Origin of the sequence: Sphingomonas sp. PP-F2F-G114-C0414, from assembly GCF_003688595.1 — a bacterium.
Lineage (GTDB): Bacteria > Pseudomonadota > Alphaproteobacteria > Sphingomonadales > Sphingomonadaceae > Sphingomonas.
Map to the genome: position 1 here is coordinate 921084 of NZ_RCWT01000009.1, position 22473 is coordinate 943556.

Here is a 22473-nt window from a genome sequence, read left to right on the forward strand (position 1 = left end):
CGGGGCCCAATTGGGGGACATCGCCAACTGAGCGCAGTCCTCTGTTACCCCGACCTTTCCAATTGGGCCCCGGCCTCCGCCGGGGTGGTATTATTTTGGAGGGTGCGGACGCGCACCCAAGTTCCCCCGCGAAGGCGGGGGCCCAGGACCACGATTACTATTGTCAGTAACCCTGGACTCCCGCCTCCGCGGGAGAACAACATATTCCGATTGTCCTACATCAACCGTTCGACGTATGTTCCACGCATGACGTCTCCATCCCCCGCCCAAACCCGCTCGCCGATGCGCACATTGTCCCCTGAGAAAATGCTGCGCCAGCGTCTGCACTTTGTGCACTTCCAGCTAAATTCGCCGGTGCAAAATGGCTGAGTTCGCCATTATCGCCGTCCTCGCGCTAGCCGCCGGCATCCTCCTGGGCTGGCTCCTAGCCTCCCGCCGAGCCGCCGCCCTCGCCAGTGAACTCGCCGTCGCCCAAACCAAGGTCGCAGACGCCGACCTCATCCGCACCGCGCGCGATGCGGTCGAGCGCGAGCGCAACGCCGCGATGCAGGACCTCGCCACGCTCCGCGCGCAGAACGCCGAACGCGCCACCGACACCGATCGCATTCGCCTAGATTTGGAAGCTATCCGCAAGGACCGTGACGCGGCTCGCACCGAGAATGCTACTCTGAAAGCTCAAGGCGAGGCATTCGAAATGCGCCTGCGCGAAGCAAAGGACGTCATGGCCGCCCAGTTCGGCGACGTCGCCAACAAGCTGCTCAGCGACGCGCAGAAGACCTTCCTCGAACGCGCCGACGCCCGCTTCCGCCAGTCCGAGGAATCCGCCGGTCTGAATCTGAAGTCGATGCTGCAACCCGTCAGCGACCGCCTGCAACGCTACGAAGAGGGCGTCGCGAAGGTAGAAGCCGAGCGCCGCGACGCGTTCGGCGACCTCAAGGGCCAGATCGAACAGATGCGCCTCGGCCAGGAAAAGGTCTCGACCGAAGCCGCCAAGCTTGTCAACTCCCTCCGCAACGCCCCCAAGTCCCGCGGCCGCTGGGGCGAACAGCAGCTGAAGAACGTCCTAGAAACCTGCGGCCTCAGCGAACACACCGACTTCCAGACCGAGGTCTCGGTCGCGGTCGGCGACGACGGGGCAAGGTTACGCCCCGACGCGATCATCCGCGTTCCCGGCGGCCGGGCTCTGGTGATCGACGCGAAGGTCTCGCTCAACGCCTACCAGGATGCATTCGGCGCGGTCGACGACGCCGAGCGCCTGATCGGCCTCGCCGCCCACGCGGCCTCGATGCGCGCGCACGTCAACGGCCTCGGCAACAAGGCCTATTGGAGCCAGTTCGCCGACACCCCCGACTACGTCATCATGTTCGTCCCCGGCGAACACTTCCTCTCGGCGGCGCTCGAACACGACCCGACGCTCTGGGATTTCGCGTTTGAAAAGCGTGTGTTGCTGGCAACCCCAACGAACCTGATCGCGATCGCGCGCACCGTCGCGGCGGTCTGGCGCCAGGAAAAACTGGCCAACGAAGCACGAAAGATCGGCGAACTCGGCAAGGAGATGCACGATCGCCTCGCCAAGGTGGCGGACGACCTGCGCAAGGTTGGCGTCGGCCTCAACAGCGCGGTGAAGAACTTCAACGGCTTCACGAACTCGTTCAATAGTCGATTGATGGGCACCGGCCGGAAATTTCGCGATCTGAATATCGAGACGGGCCCACGCGATCTTGAGGACGTGCCGCTGGTAGAAGCGCTAGCGTTAGGCGAGGGGCCCGCGCTGATCGAGAAGCCGGAGAATGTCGAAAGCTGACCTTCCACTACCACCACCCCGGCGAAGGCCGGGGCCCAGTTGGGGGACGCGGATGATGGGCGCTGCGATCCGTTACTCTAGCTTTCCCAACTGGGCCCCGGCCTCCGCCGGGGTGGTGCGGAAGTAGCGTTCTTCGGCCCCAAAAACCGGTCGGTACAAAATTCGTTCACCTCCCGGCAACCTTTCCCAACCCTGCGCATTAACCGGATAACACCCCCAAGAGTCACCCGGTCATGAAACACCTAGTCCCCATCCTCTGCGCCTTGATCCCCTTCGCAGCAATGATCGGCGCCTGCGTAACCTGCCCCTGACACCCACCGCAAAAGCACAAAAGAAAAGGCCCGCCCGGATCACTCCGGGCGGGCCTTTCTGTATCAGCCAAGAAGGAAGCGGAGGGATCAACCCTGAGCTTCGTCCTCCTGGTCGCGCGGTGCTTCGGCGGTCGCGCCGGGCTCTGCGTTCGGATCGTAATCCTCGACGAAGCCAGCCTCGTCGCGCTCGAACATCGACGACATAACGTCGACGCCCGAAGCCTGCATCTCGGCCTCTTCAGGCGAGCGGGCGACGTTGACCTTGACGGCCACCGACACCTCGGGGTGCAGCGATACCTTGACGGTGTAGACACCGATTGCCTTGATCGGCTTGTCGAGCACGATCGCCGACTTGCCGACCTTGTGACCGTCGGCCACCAGCGCATCGACCAGATCGCGAACCGCGACCGAACCGTAGAGCTGACCGGTGTTCGACGCCTGACGGATCAGGGTCACGGTCGCGTCGTTGAAGGTCTTCGCTTCGGTCTCGGCATCGCTGCGACGCGATGCGTTGTCCGATTCGATCTTCGCACGGTTCGACTCGAACACCTTGCGGTTGGCTTCGTTCGAACGAAGCGCCTTCTTGTTGGGAAGCAGGAAGTTACGTGCGTAACCGTCCTTGACCTTCACCACGTCGCCGATAGCACCAAGCTTTTCGACGCGCTCAAGCAGAATGACGTCCATGTGGGCGCTCCTTACTTAACGATGTAGGGCAGCAAGCCCAGATGACGCGCACGCTTGATGGCCTGGGCCAGTTCGCGCTGCTTCTTTGCGGCCACCGAAGTGATACGCGACGGGACGATCTTGCCACGCTCGGACACGAAGCCCTGCAGCAACCGGACGTCCTTATAGTCGATCCGGGGAGCGTCTTTGGCGGAGAACGGGCAGCTCTTGCGGCGGCGGAAGAATGGACGTGCCATGATTATTCAGCTCCCTCTTCGCGGTCACGACGGGGACCACGGTCCGGACGATCGCCACGATCGGGACGACCCTCACGGCCACCTTCACGGTCGCCACGACGCTCGCGGTCACGATCCTGCTTGCGCATCATCACGGTCGGGCCCTCTTCGAGGGTGTCGACCTTGACCGTCATGTAACGGATGATGTCTTCGTTGATCTGGGTCTGGCGCTCCAGCTCTGCGATCACGCTGCCCGGGGCATCGATCTCGAGCATGACATAGTGCGCCTTGCGGTTCTTGGCGATCTTGTACGCCAGCGAACGCAGGCCCCAGTTCTCGGTCTTTACGACCCGACCTTCGTTGTCGTTCACGATCTTGGTGGCGATTTCCGCCAGTGCGTCCACCTGCGCTTGTGCCAGATCCTGGCGCGCAAGGAACACGTGCTCGTAAAGAGCCATGTCTTGTCCTTCGTCTTGGCCGATCGCTGATACACGCCCCATGCGTGCACCCCTCCGGCTGTCGTCTAGAATGCAAACAGGGGCGAGAGACGCGAATCTCTCACCCCGGTTGCAGAGGGCCTTAGCCGATTATCCGGCAAAGGCAAGGTTGGTGTGCTTCGTTCAACTAGTCCTGTCATCCTGACGAAAGTCAGGATCCAGAGCCAGAAATGCCGCCGCTCGTAACCCTGGATCCTGACTTTCGTCAGGATGACGGGGCGTGGAGCGAGGGGGCGTACTTATTACGCCCCCAAGATCTGGCCCTACCGATTTACCGGAACGCGCCGCCACGAACCTGGACCACGTTGCCGCGACCGTTGATCAGCAGCGCGTCGTTGCCCGAGCGGACCCACTGGCTGCCACGCGGCGGGGCGGCGAGGCGATAGTTGCGGTACGTCGTGATGACCCGGTAGTTCTGTGCCTGGCGACGATCGAAGCGCTGGCCGGCGCGCCAGTTGCGATACTGCGGCGTGCGGACGACGGTGCGCTTGGTGACGACGGTGCGGCCGTTGTCGTTGTGGCGCACGGTGGTGACTTCGCGACGCTGCTGCGCTTCGGCAGGCGCTGCGGCGAGCAGCGGGCTTGCGACGAGGGTGGCGGCGAGCGCGCTGAGGATGAACTTCTTCATGATAATCTCCCGTTTGAAACACGGCGCCGTTGCTGCGGCGTCCTCCATAATCTGGGCGCCGATTGTCGCAGGCGATTGTCGCAAGGTCGGCGAAATGGTCGCATATTGTCGCAAGGCCGCGTGGTTCGTTCAGGTTGCAACTCGACGCGCACCTTTATAGGCCCCGCGCTCAAACGAAGACCCAACACAGAGGAGAGGCCATGCGCGCGTTCATCTTCCCCGGCCAGGGGAGCCAGTCTGTCGGCATGGGCAAGGCGCTCGCCGACGCCAGTGCCATCGCCCGCGAGGTCTTCGCCGAAGTCGACGAGGCGCTCGGCCAGCACCTGTTCCGCCTGATGAGCGAAGGGCCTGCCGACGACCTCCTCCTCACCGAGAACGCGCAGCCCGCAATCATGGCGAACGCGATCGCCACCTTGCGCGTCGCCGAGAAGGAAGGCGGCATCCGCCTCGCCGACAAAGCCGACTACGTCGCCGGCCACAGCCTAGGCGAATATACCGCCTTGTGCGCCGCCGGTGCGCTTGATCTCTCGACGACCGCCCGCCTGTTGAAGCTGCGCGGCCGTGCGATGCAGGCGGCGGTACCGGTAGGCGAGGGCGCAATGGCCGCGCTGCTCGGCACCGATCTCGAAAAGGCGCAGCTGATCGCTGGTGCCGCGGTCGACGCGATCCTCGCCGAGGGCGGCCCCGAACTGATCTGCACCGTCGCCAACGACAACGACCCGTCGCAGGTCGTCATCTCCGGCCACCGCCTCGCCATCGAAAAGGCGATCGCACTGGCCAAGGACCTAGGCGCCAAGCGTGCGGTGCTACTACCCGTATCCGCCCCCTTCCACTGCCCCCTGATGCAACCCGCCGCCGAAGCCATGGAAGCCGCGCTCCTCGACGCCGACCTCCGCGCGCCCTTGGTCCCCGTCTTCGCCAATGTAGACGCGACCGCGGTCGCCGACCCCGCTGCGATCCGTCACCTGCTGGTGCAACAGGTCACCGGCATGGTCCGTTGGCGCGAATCGGTGTTGGCGATGCACGCGGCAGGCGTCGAGCACTTCGTCGAATTCGGCGGCAAGGTTCTCAGCCCGATGATCAAACGCATCACCCCCGACGTCGAAACGACGAGCGTCATCACGATGGACGACATCGAGGAATTGGTGAAGAAGATGTGATTCACGCGAAGGCGCAAAGGCGCGAAGATGATGGATCTCGAGGCTGCCGCTTCCGACGTCATTGATGTGTCGCTTCGCCTTCACCGCGAGCTTGGGCCTGGATTGCTTGAAAGCGTCTACGAGACTGTGTTGGCGAGCAAGCTCGCCAGCCTCGGATATGAGGTCGAGCGGCAACGCTCTGTCTCGATCGATTTCGAGGGACTGCACTTCGACGCTGCGTTCCGCATCGATCTCATTGTCGGCAATCGGTTGCTCGTCGAAATTAAATCGGTCGAGCGGCTGAATGCCGCTCACGCAAAGCAACTGCTGACTTATCTGCGACTAACCAAACAGCCCTTGGGGCTGCTGATCAACTTCGGAGGCGAGACGCTGAAGGAGGGGCTCCGTCGGATCGTCAACGGCTACACCCCCTTCGCGCCATCGCGCCTTCGCGTGAACAAAATCTAATGGAGATCAAAATGTTCGACCTCACAGGCATGACCGCCCTCGTCACCGGGGCATCCGGCGGGATCGGGTCCGAGATCGCCAAGGCACTGGCCGCCCAAGGCGCGCGCCTGGCCGTATCCGGCTCCAACGCCGACAAGCTCGAAGCCTTTCGCGCGAGCCTCGGCGGCGACCACGTCGCGCTTCCCTGCAACCTCTCCGACGCCGCTGCCGTCGACGCGCTCGTTCCACAGGCAGTGGGAAAGCTCGGCAAGCTCGACATCCTCGTCAACAACGCCGGCGTCACCCGCGACAATCTCGCGATGCGGATGAAGGACGACGAGTGGGACAGCGTCATCCGCGTCAATCTCGAAGCCGCGTTCCGCCTCATGCGCGCCGCCGCCAAGCCGATGATGAAGGCGCGCTTCGGCCGGATGATCTCGGTCACCTCGATCGTCGGCGTCACTGGCAATCCCGGCCAGGCGAACTACGCCGCGTCGAAGGCCGGCCTGATCGGCATGTCGAAATCGATGGCGCAGGAACTCGCCAGCCGCGGCATCACCGTCAATTGCGTCGCGCCTGGGTTCATCACCTCGCCGATGACCGACGCGCTGCCCGACGCGCAGAAGACCGCGCTCACCGCGAAGATTCCCGCCGGTCGCCTCGGCGAAGGCGCAGACATCGGCGCGGCGATCGTGTACCTTGCCAGCCGTGAAGCCGGGTACGTCACGGGACAAACCGTGCACGTGAACGGCGGGATGGCGATGATCTGAACTTGCGCGCTGAACTACCGCGTTCTAGGTGCGTTCAGGAAATACCGAAAACCCCCAGATTTGAAGAGGGAACTACCATGAGCGAGACAGCTGACCGCGTGAAGAAGATCGTCGTCGAGCATCTCGGCGTCGAAGCCGACAAGGTGACCGAGGACGCGAGCTTCATCGACGACCTGGGCGCAGACAGCCTCGACATCGTCGAACTCGTCATGGCGTTCGAGGAAGAATTCGGTGTCGAGATCCCCGATGATGCCGCCGAGAAGATTGCGACCGTCAAGGACGCGATCACCTATATCGACGAGCACAAGGCCTGATCAGGGTCTAGGGTTCAAACCTTTGGACCTGCCCTGAAGGGTGTGATTTGAGCGGCTCCCCGTCCTTGGGCAAAGAGGGCGGGGAGCCGTTTCGTTTTGAGAGCAGACGGAGTTTGAAGCCATGCGGCGTGTCGTCGTAACCGGGCTAGGCCTGGTCACCCCCCTGGGGGCGGATGTTGAAACGGCCTGGGCGAATATCCTCGCCGGCAAGTCGGGCGCGGGCCCGATCACGCGCTTCGATGCGTCGGACCAGGTGTGCCGCATCGCCTGCGAGGTGAAGCCGGCCGACCACGAGTATGGCTTCGATCCCGGCAAGCGCGTCGACCACAAGGTCCAGCGCCAGGTCGATCCGTTCATCATCTACGGCATCGACGCCGCGGGCCAGGCGCTGGAAGACGCCGGGCTGACCGAAATGACGCTCGAAGAAAGCTGGCGCGCCGGCGTCTCGATCGGCTCGGGTATCGGCGGTCTGCCGGGCATCGAGAGCGAATCGATCGTGCTCCACACCAAGGGCCCGCGCCGCGTGTCGCCGCACTTCGTCCACGGCCGTCTGATCAACCTGATCTCGGGTCAGGTCTCGATCAAATACGGCCTGCGCGGCCCGAATCACGCGGTCGTAACCGCCTGCTCGACCGGCGCGCACGCGATCGGCGACGCCGCGCGGATGATCGCGATGGACGACGCCGACGTGATGCTCGCGGGCGGCGCGGAGGGCACCGTCTGCCCGCTCGGCATCGCCGGGTTCGCACAGGCCCGCGCACTGTCGACCAACTTCAACGATTCGCCCGAAAAGGCCTCGCGTCCCTATGACAAGGATCGCGACGGCTTCGTGATGGGCGAGGGCGCGGGTGTGCTGGTGCTCGAGGAATACGAGCACGCCAAGGCACGCGGCGCGAAGATGTATGCCGAGGTGATCGGCTACGGTCTGTCGGGCGACGCATACCATGTGACCGCACCGCATCCGGAAGGCGACGGCGCGTTCCGCTCGATGCAGATGGCGATCAAGAAGTCGGGCCTCAAGCTCGAGGACATCGATTACATCAATGCGCACGGCACTTCGACGCCGCTCGGCGACGAGCTCGAACTGGGCGCGGTGCGTCGTTTGTTCGGCGATGCGATCTCGGGTCTGTCGATGTCGTCGACCAAGTCCGCGATCGGCCATCTGCTTGGCGGGGCCGGCGCGGTCGAGAGCATCTTCTGCATCCTCGCGCTGCGCGACCAGATCGTCCCGCCGACGCTGAACCTCGACAATCCGAGCGACAGCTGCGTGGGGGTCGACCTCGTGCCGCATGTGGCCAAGAAGCGCGAAGTCCGCGCGGTGCTGAACAACTCGTTCGGCTTCGGCGGCACCAACGCCTCGCTGGTGATGACGAACGTCCGCTAAAAGCCTTGTTCCCCCGCGAAGGCGGGGGCCCAGACTGGGTCCCCGCCTTCGCGGGGATCCAAGGAGTACCAATGCGCAAGGTCGGCTGTTTCGGATTGATCATCGGCCTGGCGGCAGTCGTAGCGCTGTTCCTGGTCGTCCAAGGCTGGGGCGGCGCTGGCCCTGCGCCCCGCACGCTGACCGTGCAGATCGGCGAAGGCAGTACGCTGGCCGGCGCTGCCACCGAACTTGAAAAGGCCGGCGCCATTCCCTCGGCCCGCCGCTTCCGCCTGTACGCGCGCGTCTTCGGCTCGGGCGATCCGATCAAGGCCGGGGAATACCGCATCGCGCCGCACACCAGCCAGTCCGACATCCTCAAGCTGATGCAGGGCGGCAAGGTCGTCCAGCGCCTCGTCGTCGTCCCCGAAGGCTATCCCTCGGTGCTCGTCCACGACGCGCTGGCGAAGGCTGACGGTCTGACCGGCACAGTGCCGGTCCCGGCGGAAGGCTCGATTCTCCCCGATAGCTACGCCTTCCAGGCCGGCGACACCCGCGCATCGGTCGTCACGCGGATGCAGGCGGCGATGAAGACCTACCTCGCCACCGCCTGGGCCGCGCGCAAGCCCGGCATCGCGGTGAGCACGCCAGAACAGGCGATCATCCTCGCCTCGATCGTCGAGAAGGAAACCGGCAAACCCTCCGAACGCCGCACCGTCGCCGCGGTCTACGGCAATCGCCTGCGGGGCGGCATGCCGCTTCAGGCCGACCCCACGGTAATCTACCCGATCACCAAGGGCCGCCCGCTGGGTCGCCGTATTCTGCGGTCGGAACTGCACGCGAAGAACGGCTACAACACCTATGCCGAAGCCGGCCTGCCGGTCGGCCCGATCGCCAATCCCGGCCGTGCCTCGATCGACGCGGTGCTCGACCCGGCGCAGACCCAGGCGCTCTATTTCGTCGCGGATGGCACCGGCGGCCACGTGTTCGCGAACACGCTGGCCGAACACAATGCCAACGTGAAGAAATGGTACGCCATCCGCAAAGCCCGCGGCGAGATGTAATCCTCCCCGGAACGGGGAGGGGGACCATCCGCAGGATGGTGGAGGGGGCTCACCGCGAGCGTACCGTCAGTGGGGCGGGATTCCGCGGGGCGGGACTCTCGTGGCACTCCCCCTCCACCCCGCCGCTCCGCGTCGCGGTCCCCCTCCCCGTGCCGGGGAGGATTTACCCTCGCAGCGCGTTGGCGGCGCGGGCCTTGATCTCGATCTCGGCCATCGTCCCGCCGGTCACCCAGCTTCCGCCCACACACAGCACCGGCTTGAACGCCAGCCACTCGGGCGCGCTGGCCTCGGTGATCCCGCCGGTCGGGCAGAAACTGCACTGATAGAACGGCGCGGCCAGAGCCTTCAGCGCCTTCAACCCGCCATTCGCTTCTGCCGGAAAGAACTTGAAGTGCGTCAGCCCCAGGTCGAGCCCGGTCATGATGTCCGCCGCATTGGCGATCCCCGGCAGGAACGGAATACCGCTCTCGATGATCGGCGTGGCAAGGCGTTCGGTCAGCCCCGGCGAGACGATGAACTCGGCGCCCGCATCGCGCACCTGCGCGAACTGCTGCGTGTTGACGACGGTACCGGCACCGACGATCGCGCCCGGCACCTTCTTCATCTCGGCGATCGCCTCCAGTGCAGCGCCGGTGCGCAGCGTCACCTCGAGGACGCGCAGACCGCCTGCGACCAGCGCCTCCGCGAGCGGACGAGCAAGCGCGGCATCCTCGATCACCAGCACCGGAATGACGGCGCTGGTCTGCATGATGTCTGCGATTGCGCGCGAGGGGGTTGCGGTCATTGCGTATGTTCCTGTGCGAAAGCGGCCGCGGCGCCGAACAGGCCGGGCTGGGGATGGGTTATGAGCTTGACGGGCATCGCCGCCATCATGCCCTGGAAGCGACCCTTGGCGACGAAGCGCTGGTCGAAGCCCGAGCGAATGAGCCGATCCTTGATCCGGAAGCCGAGGCCGCCGGCGATCACGACTGCCTTCGCGCCTTGCGCTAGCGCGAGATCGCCCGCGACCGCGCCGAGTGCGAGACAGAACCGGTCCAGCGCGGCGAGCGCGATCGAATCGGTACCGTCGATCGCCTCGGTCCAGATCGTCTTGTCGTCATGGCTGGGAACTGCGCGGCCCTCCAATGCGGCAAGCGTCTCGTAGATCGCGACGATGCCGGGCCCGGCGACGACGCGCTCGGCGGATACGCGCGTGAACGTCTTCCGCAGTCGCTTCAGTAACGCGTCTTCGATCCCGTCGAGCGGGGCGAAATCCATGTGGCCACCCTCGGTCTCAAGGACCTGATAGCCGTCCTTCCGCCGCAGCAACTGTGCGACGCCGAGCCCGGTGCCGGGTCCGCAGATCGTCGTGATGCCCTCGGAAGGCAACGGCGTATCGGGCCCGCAAAGGTGGATGAAGTCGCTGCTTGGCACCTGCGCGACGGCGTGGCCGACCGCGCCGAAATCGTTGACCACCACCCACTGGTCCGCCTTCAGCCGCTCGGTGATCAGCGACTTGCGGATGATCCACGGGTTGTTGGTCAGCCGGATGACGTCGTTCGCGACCGGCGACGCGACCGCGATCGCGAGCGCGCGGGGGAGGGGGCGGCCGAGCCCGGCCTCGAACGCCTGATACGCGGTCTGGAGCGACGCGTGATCCGCGGTCTTCAGCGTCGCCGGCTCGCCGAGCGACACGACGCGGCCATTCTCGACCTCGGCGATCGCGAACCGGGCGTGCGTTCCGCCGATATCTGCCGCTACGATTTCCATGTCATCCTCCGTCCGATTTCATCATTACCGCCACCCCGTCATCCCAGCGAAAGCTGGGATCTCAAGCCGCATGCTCCGTCCCCGTGGAGCGAGGTCCCGGCTTTCGCCGGGATGACGGGGGTGTGGCTGAGGCGACGGCGGCGTGTGCGACGTTCTAAAGCCCAGCCCCCGCCAGCATTGCCGACGCACCCTTCTCGGCCTCGTCGGCAAGCCCGCGGAACATGCCGAACAGTTCGCGGCCCATACCACTCACCGGCGGCGGCACCGCGACCATTTCGCGCGTCGCCCACACATCCGCGTCGACCAGCGCCTCCAGCGTACCGTTGACCGCATCCACCCGGATCATGTCGCCATCGCGGATCAACCCGATCGCCCCATCCAGCAACGCCTCGGGCGAGCAATGGATCGCGCACGGCACTTTCCCGCTCGCGCCCGACATCCGGCCATCGGTGACCAGCGCGACCTTGAACCCGCGGTTCTGCAACACCCCCAGCGGCGGCGTCAGCTTGTGCAGTTCCGGCATGCCGTTGGCGCGCGGCCCTTGGAAGCGGACGACGACGACGACGTCCTTCTCCAGCTCGCCGCGCTTGAACGCCTCAATCACGTCGAGCTGGTCGTCGAACACCATCGCGGGCGCCTCGACGATCCAGCGCTCGCGCTCGACCGCCGACACCTTGATGCACGCCCGGCCGATATTCCCCGCGAGAATCCGCATCCCGCCATCGGGAGAGAACGGCGCGGTCGCGGGGCGCAGGATCGTCTCGTCGCCGCTGTCCGGCGTGTTGCGCCAGCCGAGCGTATCGCCCTCGACCACCGCGGTCTTCGCATAGGCCGACAGGTCGTCGCCGCCGATCGTCATGATGTCGCCGTGCAGCAGCCCTTCGCCGAGCAGCTCGCGGATCACATAGGGCATGCCCCCGGCAGCCTCGAACGCGTTCACGTCCGCCGAGCCGTTGGGATAGACGCGCGCGATCAGCGGTACTGCGCAGGAGAGACGGTCGAAATCCTCCCAGTCGATGATGATCCCCGCCGCGCGAGCGATCGCCGGCACGTGGAGCAGATGGTTGGTCGAGCCCCCCGTCGCGAGCAGGCCGACCGCGGCGTTCACGATCGCCTTCTCGTCGACGCAATGCCCGAGCGGCCGATACGAATCGCCGCGGGCACCGATCTTCGCCAACCGGTGCACTGCCGCCCGCGTCAGTTCCTGGCGCAGCTTGGTACCCGGATTGACGAACGCCGCGCCCGGCATGTGGAGGCCCATGACCTCCATCATCATCTGGTTGGTGTTCGCCGTGCCGTAGAAAGTGCACGTGCCCTTCGAATGATACGCGCCGATCTCGGCTTCGAGAAGCTCGTCGCGCCCGACCAACCCTTCCGCGAACTTCTCACGAACCGCGGCCTTCGCCTTGTTCGGCAAGCCGGTTGGCATCGGCCCGCCGGGGATCAGCACCATCGGCAGATGCCCGAAGCGCAACGCGCCCATCAGCAAACCGGGGACGATCTTGTCGCAGATGCCGAGCAAAGCGGCGCCTTCGAACGTTCCGTGCGACAAGGCAATCGCCGTGCTCAGCGCGATCGTGTCGCGGCTGAACAGCGATAGCTCCATCCCCGGATAGCCCTGCGTCACGCCGTCGCACATCGCCGGCACGCCGCCCGCGACCTGCGCCGTCGCGCCCGCTTCGCGTGCCCAGATCTTCATCAGTTCAGGGTAGCGATAATAGACCGCGTGTGCCGACAGCATGTCGTTATACGCGGTGACGATGCCGATGTTCATGCCGGCATCGGCCTTCATCGCGTCGCGGTCTTCCTCGGTCCCGGCATAGGCGTGTGCCAGGTTCGCGCAGCCGAGACCGGGACGACGGACCTGCGCCGCCGCCTCACGCTCGATCAGCGCGAGGTAGGCAGCGCGGCTGTCGCGCGAGCGCTCGATGATCCGGTCGGTCACCGCGGAGACGACGGCGTTAAGCATCGTCACGGCGCCCAGTGCACGTCGACCGGCAGCTCGACCTCGGCCAGCACGCGGCCGATCGGATAGGACGACGACGGCCCCTGTTCGATCGCCTGTTCGAGAACCTTCTTCTTCGCGTCGCCGGTGATCATGATCATCAGCGCCTTCGACGATGCGATCGCCGCCGCCGACAGCGTGACGCGTGCGAGCGGAGCCTCGGGTGGCAGCGGATCGGGCATGACGCCGAGCGCACGACGTTCCTTCGGCCCGCTCAATGCCTCGTCGTAATCGGGGCCGGGGAAGATCGACGCGGTATGCCCGTCGCCGCCCATGCCGAGCAGGCAGAAGTCGAGCGGCCAGTGCAGATCCTGCATCAACGCATCCGCCGAACGACCGGCAGCCTTGTAGTCCGACATCGCTTCGGGAACGATCGGCTTCACGCGGGCACCCTTGGGAAGGAAGATCTTCGCCAGCGCCGTCACGTTGGACAAGGGATCGCCGAGCTTCACGATCCGCTCGTCGCCGGGGATGATCGTGACCTTCTTCCAGTCGAGCTTCGCCTGCGCAAGCTTCTCATACGCGGCGAACGGCGTCTTGCCGCCCGCCAGCGCGATCACCGCCGAGCCACGCGCGTCGAGTGCGCTCTCGATGACGAACTGGATGTCGCCCGCGACCGCGTTGGCGAGCTCGCCCGCGTCGTCATATTCCCACCATTCGATTTCGGTCATTCGATCTTTCCTTGAAAACCTTGGGGAGGGTGCTCCCTCCCCGAAAACTCAGTCGTCCTGCCAGGTCACGCCGTCCCGCTCGGTCAACGCGATCGCGGCCGACGGACCCCAGCTGCCCGAGGCATAGCTCTTGGGCTTCATCGCGTTGGCCTTCCAGCCCTCGCGGATCGCGTCGATCCAGGTCCATTGCGCCTCGACCTCGTCACGCCGCACGAACAGCGTCTGGTCGCCCTCGATCAGGTCGAGCAGCAGCCGCTCATAGGCGATACGCCGACGCGAGCCGGCGAATTCGGCATCCAGGCTTAGGTTCAGCGGCACTTCGCGCAGGCGGACGCCCTCGCGATCGAGCCCCGGCTCCTTCGCCATCACCAGCAGCTGGACATACTCCTCCGGCTGGAGGCGGATGATCAGCATGTTGGGCTGCAACAGCCCGCCACGACCCGCGAACATCGAGTGCGGCACCGCCTTGAACTGGATCGCGATCTCGCTCTGGCGCGTGGCCATCCGCTTGCCGGTGCGCAGGTAGAACGGCACGCCCTGCCAGCGCCAGTTATCGACATGCGCCTTGATCGCGACGAACGTCTCGGTGGTCGATGGCTTGCCCAGTTCGTCGGAGTAGCTCTTGACGATCTTCCCCTTTACCGCGCCGTCGCCATATTGGCCGGTCACCGTGACGTGCGGCACTTCCTCGGGCTTGATCAGTCGCAACGATCGGAAAACCTTCGACTTCTCGTCGCGGACGTCGGTGCCCTCGAAGCGCGCAGGCGGCTCCATCGCGATCAGCGCGAGCAGCTGGAGCATGTGGTTGGCGACCATGTCACGCAGCGCGCCCGCGGTCTCGTAATAGCCTGCGCGCTCCTCGAGCCCGACCGTCTCGGAGATCGTGATCTGGACGTTGTCGATCCCCTGAGCATTCCACACCGGCTCGAAGAACGAGTTGCCGAAGCGCAGCGCGAGGATGTTCTGGACGGTTTCCTTGCCGAGATAATGATCGATCCGGTAGGTCCGGTCCTCTGGGAAAGCCTTCGCCACCGCATCGTTGATCTCGCGGCTCGTCTCCAGGTCGTAGCCGAGCGGCTTCTCAAGCCCGACGCGGACCGTCTCGCCAGCCAGGCCAACCTTGTGCAGCCCCTCGATCGCGGCTTCGAACAGCGATGGCGCGGTCGACAGATAGATCGCGAGACCGCCCGAGATATCGCCGATCTTGTCTGCCAGTGGCTGGAAGCTCGCAGGGTCCGACAGGTCGGTCGGCTGATAGAAGATCCTGTCGAGGAACGTCCCGATCGCGCTTTCGTCCTTGCGATCCTCGGGCAGGAACTCGTCGAGCGCCTTCTTGGCGAACTTGCGGTAATCCTCGTCGTCATGCTCGTGACGCGCGGCGCCGGTGATCGTCAACTCCTCGGGCAGCAACCCGTCGGCGTGCAGGCCATAGAGCGACGGCAGCAGCATGCGCTGCGCGAGATCGCCGGTCGCGCCGAACAGGAGCAGCTTGGCTACGGGATTACGGTGCATGAAAGCTCCTGGATTTGCCGATGGGCCGGGCGGAAAACGCCGGTCCTAGAAAACGAGGCCGGCTACGGGATCGACCCCGGCCATGATGTTGAGGTTCTGGACTGCGGCACCGCCGGCACCCTTGCCCAGATTGTCGAGCGTCGCGACCAGCCGCGCATGGCCGACCGCGTCGTTGCCGCAGACCCTAAGCGTCAGACGATCGGTCCCTGCGTTCTCCTCGATATCGACCGAGCCGATATCGCCGGGGGCAACCGAGACGAGCTTCGAGCCATCGAACGCAGCGCGCAGCACGTCTTCGATCGCCGCGAGCGTCGGGTGGCCGGGCAGGGCGTGGAGGTGCAACGGCACTTCGACGACCATGCCGCGGTAGGTGTTCGCCACGGCAGGCGCGAAGATCGGTGCGTGCGTTAGGCCCGCATGCTGCGTCATCTCGGCGATATGCTTGTGCGCAAGGCCTAGCGCGTAGGCGCGGAACGCCGTCGCCGGCTCGCCATTCTCGAACGCCGCGATCATTGCCTTGCCGCCGCCCGAGTAACCAGAGGTCGCGTTGACGCTCAGCGGGAGGTCGGCGGGGATAAGACCGGCCGCGACCAGAGGCGCGACGAGCGCGAGGAAACCGGTGGGGTAGCAGCCGGGGTTCGACACGCGCATCGCGGTCGCGACCTTCTCGGCCTGGCCCGGCAGTTCGGGGAAGCCGTAGGTCCAGCCGGCAGCGACCCGGTGTGCGCTCGACGCGTCGATGACCCGCGTGCGCGTATTGTCGATCAGCGTGACGGCTTCGCGCGATGCGTCGTCCGGCAGGCAGAGGATGACGAAATCGGCATCGTTCAGCGCCTCGCGCCGTGCCGCCGGATCCTTGCGCCGATCCTCCGGCAGCAACGCCAGCGTGATGTCGGTCCGGCCGGCGAGCCGTTCGCGGATCTCGAGTCCAGTGGTGCCGACCGCGCCATCGATGAAGACCGTGGTCATGCTGCGTCCGTCGTCGAAAGGTCGAGCGCAGCGGCCTCGACATAGCCGACCAGTCCGCTCGGGCGCGCAACGCCCCATGCGGACACGCCAGCAATCTCCAGCACTTCGAAACTGTCGCCAGGGTTGAGGTCGACCATCGTATCGCTCGCTTCGTCTCGTCCGCTGCGCAACAAAGCTGTGCGCGCGACGGGCCGTATCATCGGCACGGCATAGTGTGGAGCGAATACGTATTCGGCGAGGCGAATGTCGGCGATATCGCGGCGAACCGCGTGGGTGCGCGGGTCGAGGTCGACCGAGCGGCCCGTCAGCGAAAAGCTCGTACGGGCCTGGTCGTCGAACGGCTCAAGCGTGAGCGGCTGCGCGGCCGCCAGATCCGTTGCCAGTGCCGGCTGGGGCGGGGCCGTCGCCGATGAATTGCCCGAACTCTTCAAGAAAATCTGCCCCTTCGGTCGTGCGCGCGACGAAGATGTTGCGCTTGTCGCTATCGTCGCGTTGGCGGCGCAGATAGCCGAGGGCACCCAACCTGTTCAAGGCGCGCGTAACGACCGGCTTCGATACGTTCAGCGCACGGGCCAGGCCGCGCACCGTATGCGGCCCCGGTTTGAGATATACGAGCAGAAGAAGCGCCATCTGCCGATTGGTCAGATCGGGTTCGCCCGAACGGACGTAATCCACCAGAGCGGTCATCCAAGTCGATAAGGTATTGGCTGCCATTGATGCCACAGCGTTGATCCGCCATCTGAATTTATAAACACGATGCCCAGTCATGAGCGTCGTTACGGGTTCACAACGCCGCCCGGACGTCATGTTTCCGTAGTTTTGCGATTGGCTTGCGATATGCGGAGCCCGTGTTGCGGTTGATCGAAACCGCGACGTCGCCTATGTGCGCGCCTTCGCAAAAGTTCCGGGGTTTTCCGCGCAATGTTCGCCTTTCTGCTCGTCATCCACGCGATCATCGCGGCCGCCCTCGTCACGGTGATCCTCATGCAGCGCTCGGAAGGCGGCGGTCTGGGCATGGGTGGCAGTCCGTCGGGCCTGATGTCGGCCCGCGGCGCAGCCGATTTCCTGACCCGCGCGACCGGCGTCCTCGCGACGATGTTCGTGCTGTTCTCGATCCTGCTCGCGGTTCTCGCGGCGAATCACCGCACCACCACGATCGACACGTCGCTCGCCCGCACCCCGGCGGCGGCGACGACCGTTCCGACCGCGCAGCCCAAGGGTGATGCGGCTCCGTTCGCCGGTGGCGCCGAGAACGCTGGCGTACCCGCCGGCACGACCAAGCCGGCCGACAACGGCGCGGTCCCACTCGCCCGCTAAACACTCCATTCGCCGATAAAAGGCCCCTGCGTGATCCGCGGGGCTCTTGTCGTTCGTCCCCAACACACGCTACGAGACTCTTCCCATGGCTCGGTACATTTTCATCACCGGGGGCGTGGTTTCGTCGCTCGGTAAAGGTCTCATGGCGGCATCGCTTGCCGCTCTCCTTCAGGCACGCGGGTATACCGTCAGGATTCGGAAGTTCGATCCGTATCTGAACGTCGATCCCGGCACGATGTCGCCGTATCAGCACGGCGAGGTCTACGTCACCGACGACGGTGCCGAGACCGATCTCGATCTCGGCCATTACGAGCGCTTCACCGGCGTTCCCTCGCGCCAGTCGGACAACGTCACGTCGGGCCGGATCTATCAGCAGATCATCACGCGCGAGCGTCGCGGCGATTATCTCGGTGCGACCGTGCAGGTCATCCCGCACGTCACCGACGCGATCAAGGCATTCGCGCGCGCCGAGACCGACGATATCGATTTCGTGCTCTGCGAGATCGGCGGCACCGTCGGCGATATCGAATCACTCCCGTTCATCGAGGCGATTCGCCAGCTGAAGAACGAGGAAGGTCGCGGCAAGGCGATCAGCATCCACGTGACCCTGGTGCCGTACATCGCCGCCGCGGGCGAACTTAAGACCAAGCCGACGCAGCATTCGGTCCGCGAACTCGCGGCGTTGGGCGTGCAGCCCGACGTGCTGGTGTGCCGCTGCGAGCATCCGCTGCCGCCGTCGGAACGCGCCAAGATCGCGCTGTTCTGCAATGTCCCTGCCAGCGCGGTCATCCCCGCGCTCGACGCGAAGAGCATCTACGCGGTGCCGCTCCAGTATCACGGCGAAGGCCTCGACATTGAAGTGCTCCGCGCGTTCGGGATCGAGCCCGCCGAGGCGCCCGACCTGTCGCGCTGGACCGAAATCATGGACCGCCTGACCAACCCGCAAGGCGAAGTCACGATCGGCGTGGTCGGCAAATATGTCGGGCTCCAGGATGCGTACAAGTCGCTCAACGAAGCGCTGGTCCATGGCGGCATCGCAAATCGCGTGAAGGTCAACGTCCGCTGGATCGACGCCGAGCTGTTCGAGAACGCCGAAAGCGATATCGCCGGACAGCTCGAACCGTGCGACGCGATCCTCGTCCCCGGCGCGTTCGGCGAACGTGGCGCGGAAGGCAAAATTGCCTCGGTCAAGTTCGCACGCGAGCGGAAAATCCCGTATTTCGGGATCTGCTTCGGGATGCAGATGGCCTGCGTCGAGGGCGCACGCGATCTTGCCGGCATCCCCAATGCCTCGTCGACCGAGTTCGGCCCGACCGACGAGCCGGTGGTCGGCATGATCACCGAATGGATGGGCCGCGAAGGCCTCGAAACGCGGGCGGCCGAGGGCGACATGGGCGGCACGATGCGCCTCGGCGCGTATGATGCGAAGCTCGACGGCAACAGCGTCGTGGCGTCGATCTACGGCGGCACCGAAATCTCGGAGCGTCACCGCCACCGCTACGAGGTCAACACCGGCTACAAGGAAGCGCTCGAACAGGGCGGCCTCGTCTTCTCGGGCATGTCCCCAGACGGCACGCTGCCCGAGATCGTCGAACGTCCCGATCACCCCTGGTTCGTCGGCGTCCAGTTCCACCCGGAACTGAAGTCGAAACCCTTCGACCCGCACCCTTTGTTCGCCAGCTTCATCGAAGCCGCGGTCAAGCAAAGCCGCTTGGTCTGATTTGTCGGTACGCCTTTGCGGTAGTGGAGGCGTACCCAGAGGATGCATCCGCCTGAGTAGGTGTCGAGCCCACTCAGCGCAGGTTCATGCGCCGCATCGCACGTTCCTAATGCGACGCCGGGAAGAGTTGCAGTCGGAAGCTCCCGCTCTTCCCGGTCCGAACCGCGACCGTGTCGGCGTCTGAAATTTCGGCGGCTGGGCTAGCCCGCCGACAATCGCTAGAACGCCCGCATGTCCACGACCTACACGCTCGACACCGCGACGAGTCGCGCCAATCCAACGCCTGCGCCGCTGAAGCGCCTCACCGTGCCCGCGATTCGTCGCCAGAAGGGCGAAACGCCGCTCGTCATGCTGACCGCCTACACCGTGCGGACCGCGCAGCTGCTCGATCCGCATTGCGATATGCTGCTGGTCGGCGACAGTCTGGGGCAGGTGATCTACGGGCTGCCGTCGACCGTGCCGGTAACGCTCGAGATGATGGCCGCCCACGGCGCGGCGGTCGTGCGCGGCAGCTATCATGCGGTCGTGGTGATCGACATGCCGTTCGGCAGCTATGAAGCGTCGCCCGAGAAGGCGTTCGAGAGCGCGGCATATCTGCTGAAACAGACCGGCGCGGCGGCGGTGAAGCTCGAGGGCGGCACGCCAATGGCGCCGACGGTCAAGTTCCTGACCGAGCGCGGCATCCCGGTGATGGGGCATGTCGGGCTGACCCCGCAGGCGGTGAACGTGCTCGGTGGCTATGGCGCTCGCGGTCGCACGCCCGAGGAGGCCGCCAAGATCGTTGCCGACGCGCAGGACATCGCCGAGGCGGGGGCGTTCGCGCTGGTGATCGAGGGCGTGGTCGAGCCGATCGCGATCGAGATCACCAACAGTATCGCGTGCCCGACGATCGGCATCGGCGCGTCGGCGCAGTGCGACGGGCAGGTCCTGGTCGCCGAGGACATGCTCGGTATGTTCGAGCGCACCGCCAAGTTCGTGAAGCGGTTCGCCGACATCGCCGATACGATCTCGTCGGCGGCGCAGACCTATGCCGACGACGTTCGGAGCCGCGCATTTCCGGGGCCGGAGCAGGTCTACGCGCCCAAGGATTGATCCGCTTCCGTTTCGGTTCCCGCGCGGCTAAGGTCCGCGCCGTCCATCCCCAATATTCCGGAGCTGTCCTTGGCCCTCCCGCCGAAAACCGATGAAGCATTTTTGCGCGAGGTCGACGAAGAACTCCGACGCGACCAACTCGCCGGGTTCTGGACGAACTGGGGCGTCTGGGTCGCGATCGGCGTCGTCGCCGCGCTCGCCGCACTCGCCGGCTTCCTGTACTGGCAGCACCATAATGGTGAAGCGGCAGGCGTCGAGGGCGAACAGCTTCAGGTGGCGTATGACGCGCTCGGCGCGAACAATGCCGCGGCCGCTGCGAAGCCGCTGGCCGAACTCGCCAAGTCGAACCGCGACGGCTACCGCGCGCTCGCCCAGTTCACCCAGGCCGACGTGCTGCTGCAGAAGGACGATCTGAAGGGCGCCGCAGCCAAGCTCGGCGCGATCGCCGCGGATACTTCGCTGGCCAAGCCCTTTCGCGATCTCGCGCTGGTTCGCCAGACGTCGGCCGAGTTCGACACGCTGAAGCCGCAGGTCGTGGTCGAACGGCTGCGGCCGCTGGCGGTACCGGGTGGCGCATGGCTGGGCAGTGCGGGCGAGATGGTCGCGATCGCCTATCTCCGCATGAACCAGCGTCAGCAGGCCGGCACGATGTTCGGGCAGATCGCGCGTGACGCGACGGTGCCCGACACGATCCGTCAACGCGCGGTTCAGATGGCCGGCGTACTGGGGGTCGACGCGGTTGCGAGCACCGAGGCGCGTGCCGGAACGACCAAAACGGCTGCATCAAACGAGGATACCAAGGCGCAATGATGAAGACATATCGGGTGACGGTCGCCGTCGCCGCGCTGATGGCCTTGAGCGGGTGTGGTATCTTCAAGGGCGGCGGCAAGAAGACCCCGACGGTGGGGGACCGCGTATCGATCCTGGTGTCCGAGAACCAGGTCGAGACCGACAAGGCGATCGCCGACGTCCAGGTTCTGCTGCCCGCGCCAGCAGTCAATGACGCATGGGCGCAGCCGGGCGGCAACCCCGCCAAGTCGATGGGGCAGCTCGCGCTGGGCGACCAGCCCAAGCGCGCCTGGCAGGCGTCGATCGACGGTGGCTCGAACCGTGAGCGCCTGGGTGCGCCACCGGTCGTCGCCGACGGCATGCTGTTCGTGAGCGACGTCACCGCGACGATCCACGCCTTCAGGGCCGATACCGGCGCGGCGCTGTGGAGTGCGGCGATCACCGAAGGCAAGATCAACCGCGCAGCCCGCTTCGGCGGCGGTGTCAGCTATGACGACGGCAAGCTCTACGCCACCGACGGCGTCGGCGATGTCGTCGCGATGAGCGCGGCGGATGGCAAGATCCTGTGGCGGGCCAAACCCGGCGCGCCGTTGCGCGGGTCGCCGACCGTCGCCAACGGCGCGGTCTATGTCCTGACGCAGGACAACCAAGTGTTCTCGCTCAACCAGACCGACGGCAAGGTCCAGTGGGTCCAGTCGGGCACGCTCGAAACGCAGGGCGTGTTCGGCGTCGCGGCGCCAGCGGTCAGCCAGGGCACCGTCGTCGCCGGCTTCTCCAGCGGCGAACTTAGCGCCTATCGCTACGAGAACGGCCGTATCCTGTGGCAGGACGCGCTGTCGCGCACGTCGATCACGACCTCGGTGTCGAGCCTGTCGGATATCGATGCGGCGCCGGTGATCGATGGCGGTCGCGTCTATGCGGTCGGGCAGGGTGGCCGGATGGTCGCGCTGGAACTGGCAACCGGACAGCGGCTGTGGGAGCAGAACTTCGCGGGTATCTCGACGCCGTGGATCGCGGGCGAATGGCTGTTCGTGGTGACCGACGACGCCAAGCTCGTCTGCCTCTCGCGCTCGAACGGCAAGGCGCGCTGGATTTCCCAGCTGCCGCGGTTCCAGAACGAGAAGAAGCGCAGCAATGCGATCACGTGGTTCGGTCCGGTCCTCGCCGGCAATCACCTCGTGCTCACCAACTCGCGCGGCGAGATCAATTTCGTCTCGCCGACCGATGGTTCGGTGAGTTCGACGATCGAGACCAAGACGCCGTTCTCGTTGTCGCCGATCGTCGCCAACTCGACGCTCTACACGCTCGACCAGAAGGGCAAGGTCACCGCGTACCGGTGACGTCGACTCCCTCTCCCCGCCGGGGAGAGGGAAGGGGCCCGCCGCGCTTGCGGTGGGAAGGGTGAGGGGAGTGAGG

24 protein-coding genes are annotated in these 22473 nt (G+C 65.5%); 12 read left to right on the forward strand and 12 right to left on the reverse strand.

The genetic code is table 11. The annotated features are described in order from the left end of the window. The first annotated feature begins 361 nt into the window (after positions 1–361). Positions 362–1804 (forward strand): DNA recombination protein RmuC, encoded by a 1443-nt coding sequence (locus C8J47_RS04840; RefSeq protein WP_121884621.1) that lies wholly within the window; start codon positions 362–364, stop codon positions 1802–1804. 398 nt (positions 1805–2202) lie between these two features. Here the strand turns inward: C8J47_RS04840 and rplI are convergent, their stop codons facing one another. The 4 genes from rplI to C8J47_RS04860 all read right to left on the reverse strand — a co-directional run bounded on the left by rplI (position 2203) and on the right by C8J47_RS04860 (position 4139). Next, complete coding sequence (rplI, locus tag C8J47_RS04845) at positions 2203–2799, reverse strand: 50S ribosomal protein L9 (RefSeq protein WP_107952437.1); 597 nt, start codon at positions 2797–2799, stop codon at positions 2203–2205. A gap of 11 nt (positions 2800–2810) precedes the next feature. Beyond that, positions 2811–3035 carry a 30S ribosomal protein S18 gene (rpsR, locus tag C8J47_RS04850; protein ID WP_031393978.1) on the reverse strand — a complete coding sequence of 75 codons (225 nt, stop codon included), beginning with the start codon at positions 3033–3035 and terminating at the stop codon, positions 2811–2813. 2 nt (positions 3036–3037) lie between these two features. Next, positions 3038–3472, reverse strand: coding sequence for a 30S ribosomal protein S6 (gene rpsF, locus C8J47_RS04855; protein WP_056050884.1), 435 nt, complete (start codon positions 3470–3472; stop codon positions 3038–3040). Positions 3473–3782: 310 nt separating this feature from the next. Beyond that, on the reverse strand, positions 3783–4139 hold the full coding sequence (locus C8J47_RS04860; protein ID WP_121884759.1) for an RcnB family protein: 357 nt from the start codon (positions 4137–4139) through the stop codon (positions 3783–3785). Positions 4140–4339: 200 nt separating this feature from the next. Between C8J47_RS04860 and fabD the strand changes: the two genes are divergently transcribed. The 6 genes from fabD (at position 4340) to mltG (ending at position 9233) form a co-directional block, all read left to right on the forward strand. Beyond that, positions 4340–5299 (forward strand): ACP S-malonyltransferase, encoded by a 960-nt coding sequence (gene fabD, locus C8J47_RS04865; RefSeq protein WP_121884622.1) that lies wholly within the window; start codon positions 4340–4342, stop codon positions 5297–5299. A gap of 27 nt (positions 5300–5326) precedes the next feature. Further along, on the forward strand, positions 5327–5746 hold the full coding sequence (locus C8J47_RS04870; RefSeq protein ID WP_121884623.1) for a GxxExxY protein: 420 nt from the start codon (positions 5327–5329) through the stop codon (positions 5744–5746). An 11-nt stretch (positions 5747–5757) separates the two neighbouring features. Further along, the gene (gene fabG, locus C8J47_RS04875) at positions 5758–6495 is read left to right on the forward strand and encodes a 3-oxoacyl-[acyl-carrier-protein] reductase (protein ID WP_121884760.1); all 738 of its coding nucleotides are present in this window, start codon (positions 5758–5760) and stop codon (positions 6493–6495) included. Between the two features lie 77 nt (positions 6496–6572). Then, positions 6573–6809, forward strand: coding sequence for an acyl carrier protein (locus tag C8J47_RS04880; RefSeq protein WP_031393971.1), 237 nt, complete (start codon positions 6573–6575; stop codon positions 6807–6809). A gap of 121 nt (positions 6810–6930) precedes the next feature. Further along, positions 6931–8193 carry a beta-ketoacyl-ACP synthase II gene (fabF, locus tag C8J47_RS04885; RefSeq protein WP_121884624.1) on the forward strand — a complete coding sequence of 421 codons (1263 nt, stop codon included), beginning with the start codon at positions 6931–6933 and terminating at the stop codon, positions 8191–8193. A 71-nt stretch (positions 8194–8264) separates the two neighbouring features. Then, complete coding sequence (mltG, locus tag C8J47_RS04890) at positions 8265–9233, forward strand: endolytic transglycosylase MltG (RefSeq protein ID WP_121884625.1); 969 nt, start codon at positions 8265–8267, stop codon at positions 9231–9233. Between the two features lie 163 nt (positions 9234–9396). Here mltG and eda read toward each other — a convergent pair whose 3' ends face one another. From eda to C8J47_RS04935, 8 genes are all read right to left on the reverse strand, one after another. After that, on the reverse strand, positions 9397–10017 hold the full coding sequence (gene eda, locus C8J47_RS04895; protein WP_121884626.1) for a bifunctional 4-hydroxy-2-oxoglutarate aldolase/2-dehydro-3-deoxy-phosphogluconate aldolase: 621 nt from the start codon (positions 10015–10017) through the stop codon (positions 9397–9399). Further along, positions 10014–10982, reverse strand: coding sequence for a glucokinase (gene glk, locus C8J47_RS04900; RefSeq protein ID WP_056486103.1), 969 nt, complete (start codon positions 10980–10982; stop codon positions 10014–10016). The genes eda and glk overlap by 4 nt, the downstream gene beginning before the upstream one ends. A 154-nt stretch (positions 10983–11136) precedes the next feature. After that, positions 11137–12951, reverse strand: coding sequence for a phosphogluconate dehydratase (gene edd / locus C8J47_RS04905; protein WP_121884627.1), 1815 nt, complete (start codon positions 12949–12951; stop codon positions 11137–11139). A gap of 2 nt (positions 12952–12953) precedes the next feature. Beyond that, the gene (gene pgl / locus C8J47_RS04910) at positions 12954–13658 is read right to left on the reverse strand and encodes a 6-phosphogluconolactonase (RefSeq protein ID WP_056062623.1); all 705 of its coding nucleotides are present in this window, start codon (positions 13656–13658) and stop codon (positions 12954–12956) included. A gap of 48 nt (positions 13659–13706) precedes the next feature. After that, positions 13707–15170 carry a glucose-6-phosphate dehydrogenase gene (gene zwf / locus C8J47_RS04915; RefSeq protein WP_121884628.1) on the reverse strand — a complete coding sequence of 488 codons (1464 nt, stop codon included), beginning with the start codon at positions 15168–15170 and terminating at the stop codon, positions 13707–13709. A gap of 45 nt (positions 15171–15215) precedes the next feature. After that, positions 15216–16139 (reverse strand): N-acetyl-gamma-glutamyl-phosphate reductase, encoded by a 924-nt coding sequence (gene argC, locus C8J47_RS04920; RefSeq protein WP_121884629.1) that lies wholly within the window; start codon positions 16137–16139, stop codon positions 15216–15218. Next, complete coding sequence (locus C8J47_RS04925) at positions 16136–16570, reverse strand: hypothetical protein (protein ID WP_259467352.1); 435 nt, start codon at positions 16568–16570, stop codon at positions 16136–16138. The genes argC and C8J47_RS04925 overlap by 4 nt, the downstream gene beginning before the upstream one ends. After that, complete coding sequence (locus C8J47_RS04935; protein WP_056063384.1) at positions 16482–16826, reverse strand: MarR family transcriptional regulator; 345 nt, start codon at positions 16824–16826, stop codon at positions 16482–16484. Before C8J47_RS04935 ends, C8J47_RS04925 begins: the two co-directional genes overlap by 89 nt. A 234-nt stretch (positions 16827–17060) precedes the next feature. Between C8J47_RS04935 and secG the strand changes: the two genes are divergently transcribed. From secG to C8J47_RS04960, 5 genes are all read left to right on the forward strand, one after another. Next, positions 17061–17456, forward strand: a complete 396-nt coding sequence (gene secG, locus C8J47_RS04940; RefSeq protein ID WP_121884632.1) for a preprotein translocase subunit SecG — start codon at positions 17061–17063, stop codon at positions 17454–17456. Positions 17457–17541: 85 nt separating this feature from the next. Beyond that, entirely contained in the window at positions 17542–19176 is a 1635-nt protein-coding gene (locus tag C8J47_RS04945; RefSeq protein WP_056050854.1) for a CTP synthase, read from the forward strand. A 231-nt stretch (positions 19177–19407) separates the two neighbouring features. Further along, positions 19408–20268, forward strand: coding sequence for a 3-methyl-2-oxobutanoate hydroxymethyltransferase (gene panB, locus C8J47_RS04950; protein ID WP_121884633.1), 861 nt, complete (start codon positions 19408–19410; stop codon positions 20266–20268). Positions 20269–20337: 69 nt separating this feature from the next. Beyond that, positions 20338–21078: a tetratricopeptide repeat protein gene (locus C8J47_RS04955; RefSeq protein ID WP_056050851.1), complete on the forward strand. Its 741-nt coding sequence runs from the start codon at positions 20338–20340 to the stop codon at positions 21076–21078. Further along, positions 21075–22397 carry a PQQ-binding-like beta-propeller repeat protein gene (locus C8J47_RS04960; protein ID WP_121884634.1) on the forward strand — a complete coding sequence of 441 codons (1323 nt, stop codon included), beginning with the start codon at positions 21075–21077 and terminating at the stop codon, positions 22395–22397. Before C8J47_RS04955 ends, C8J47_RS04960 begins: the two co-directional genes overlap by 4 nt. Positions 22398–22473 lie beyond the last annotated feature (76 nt).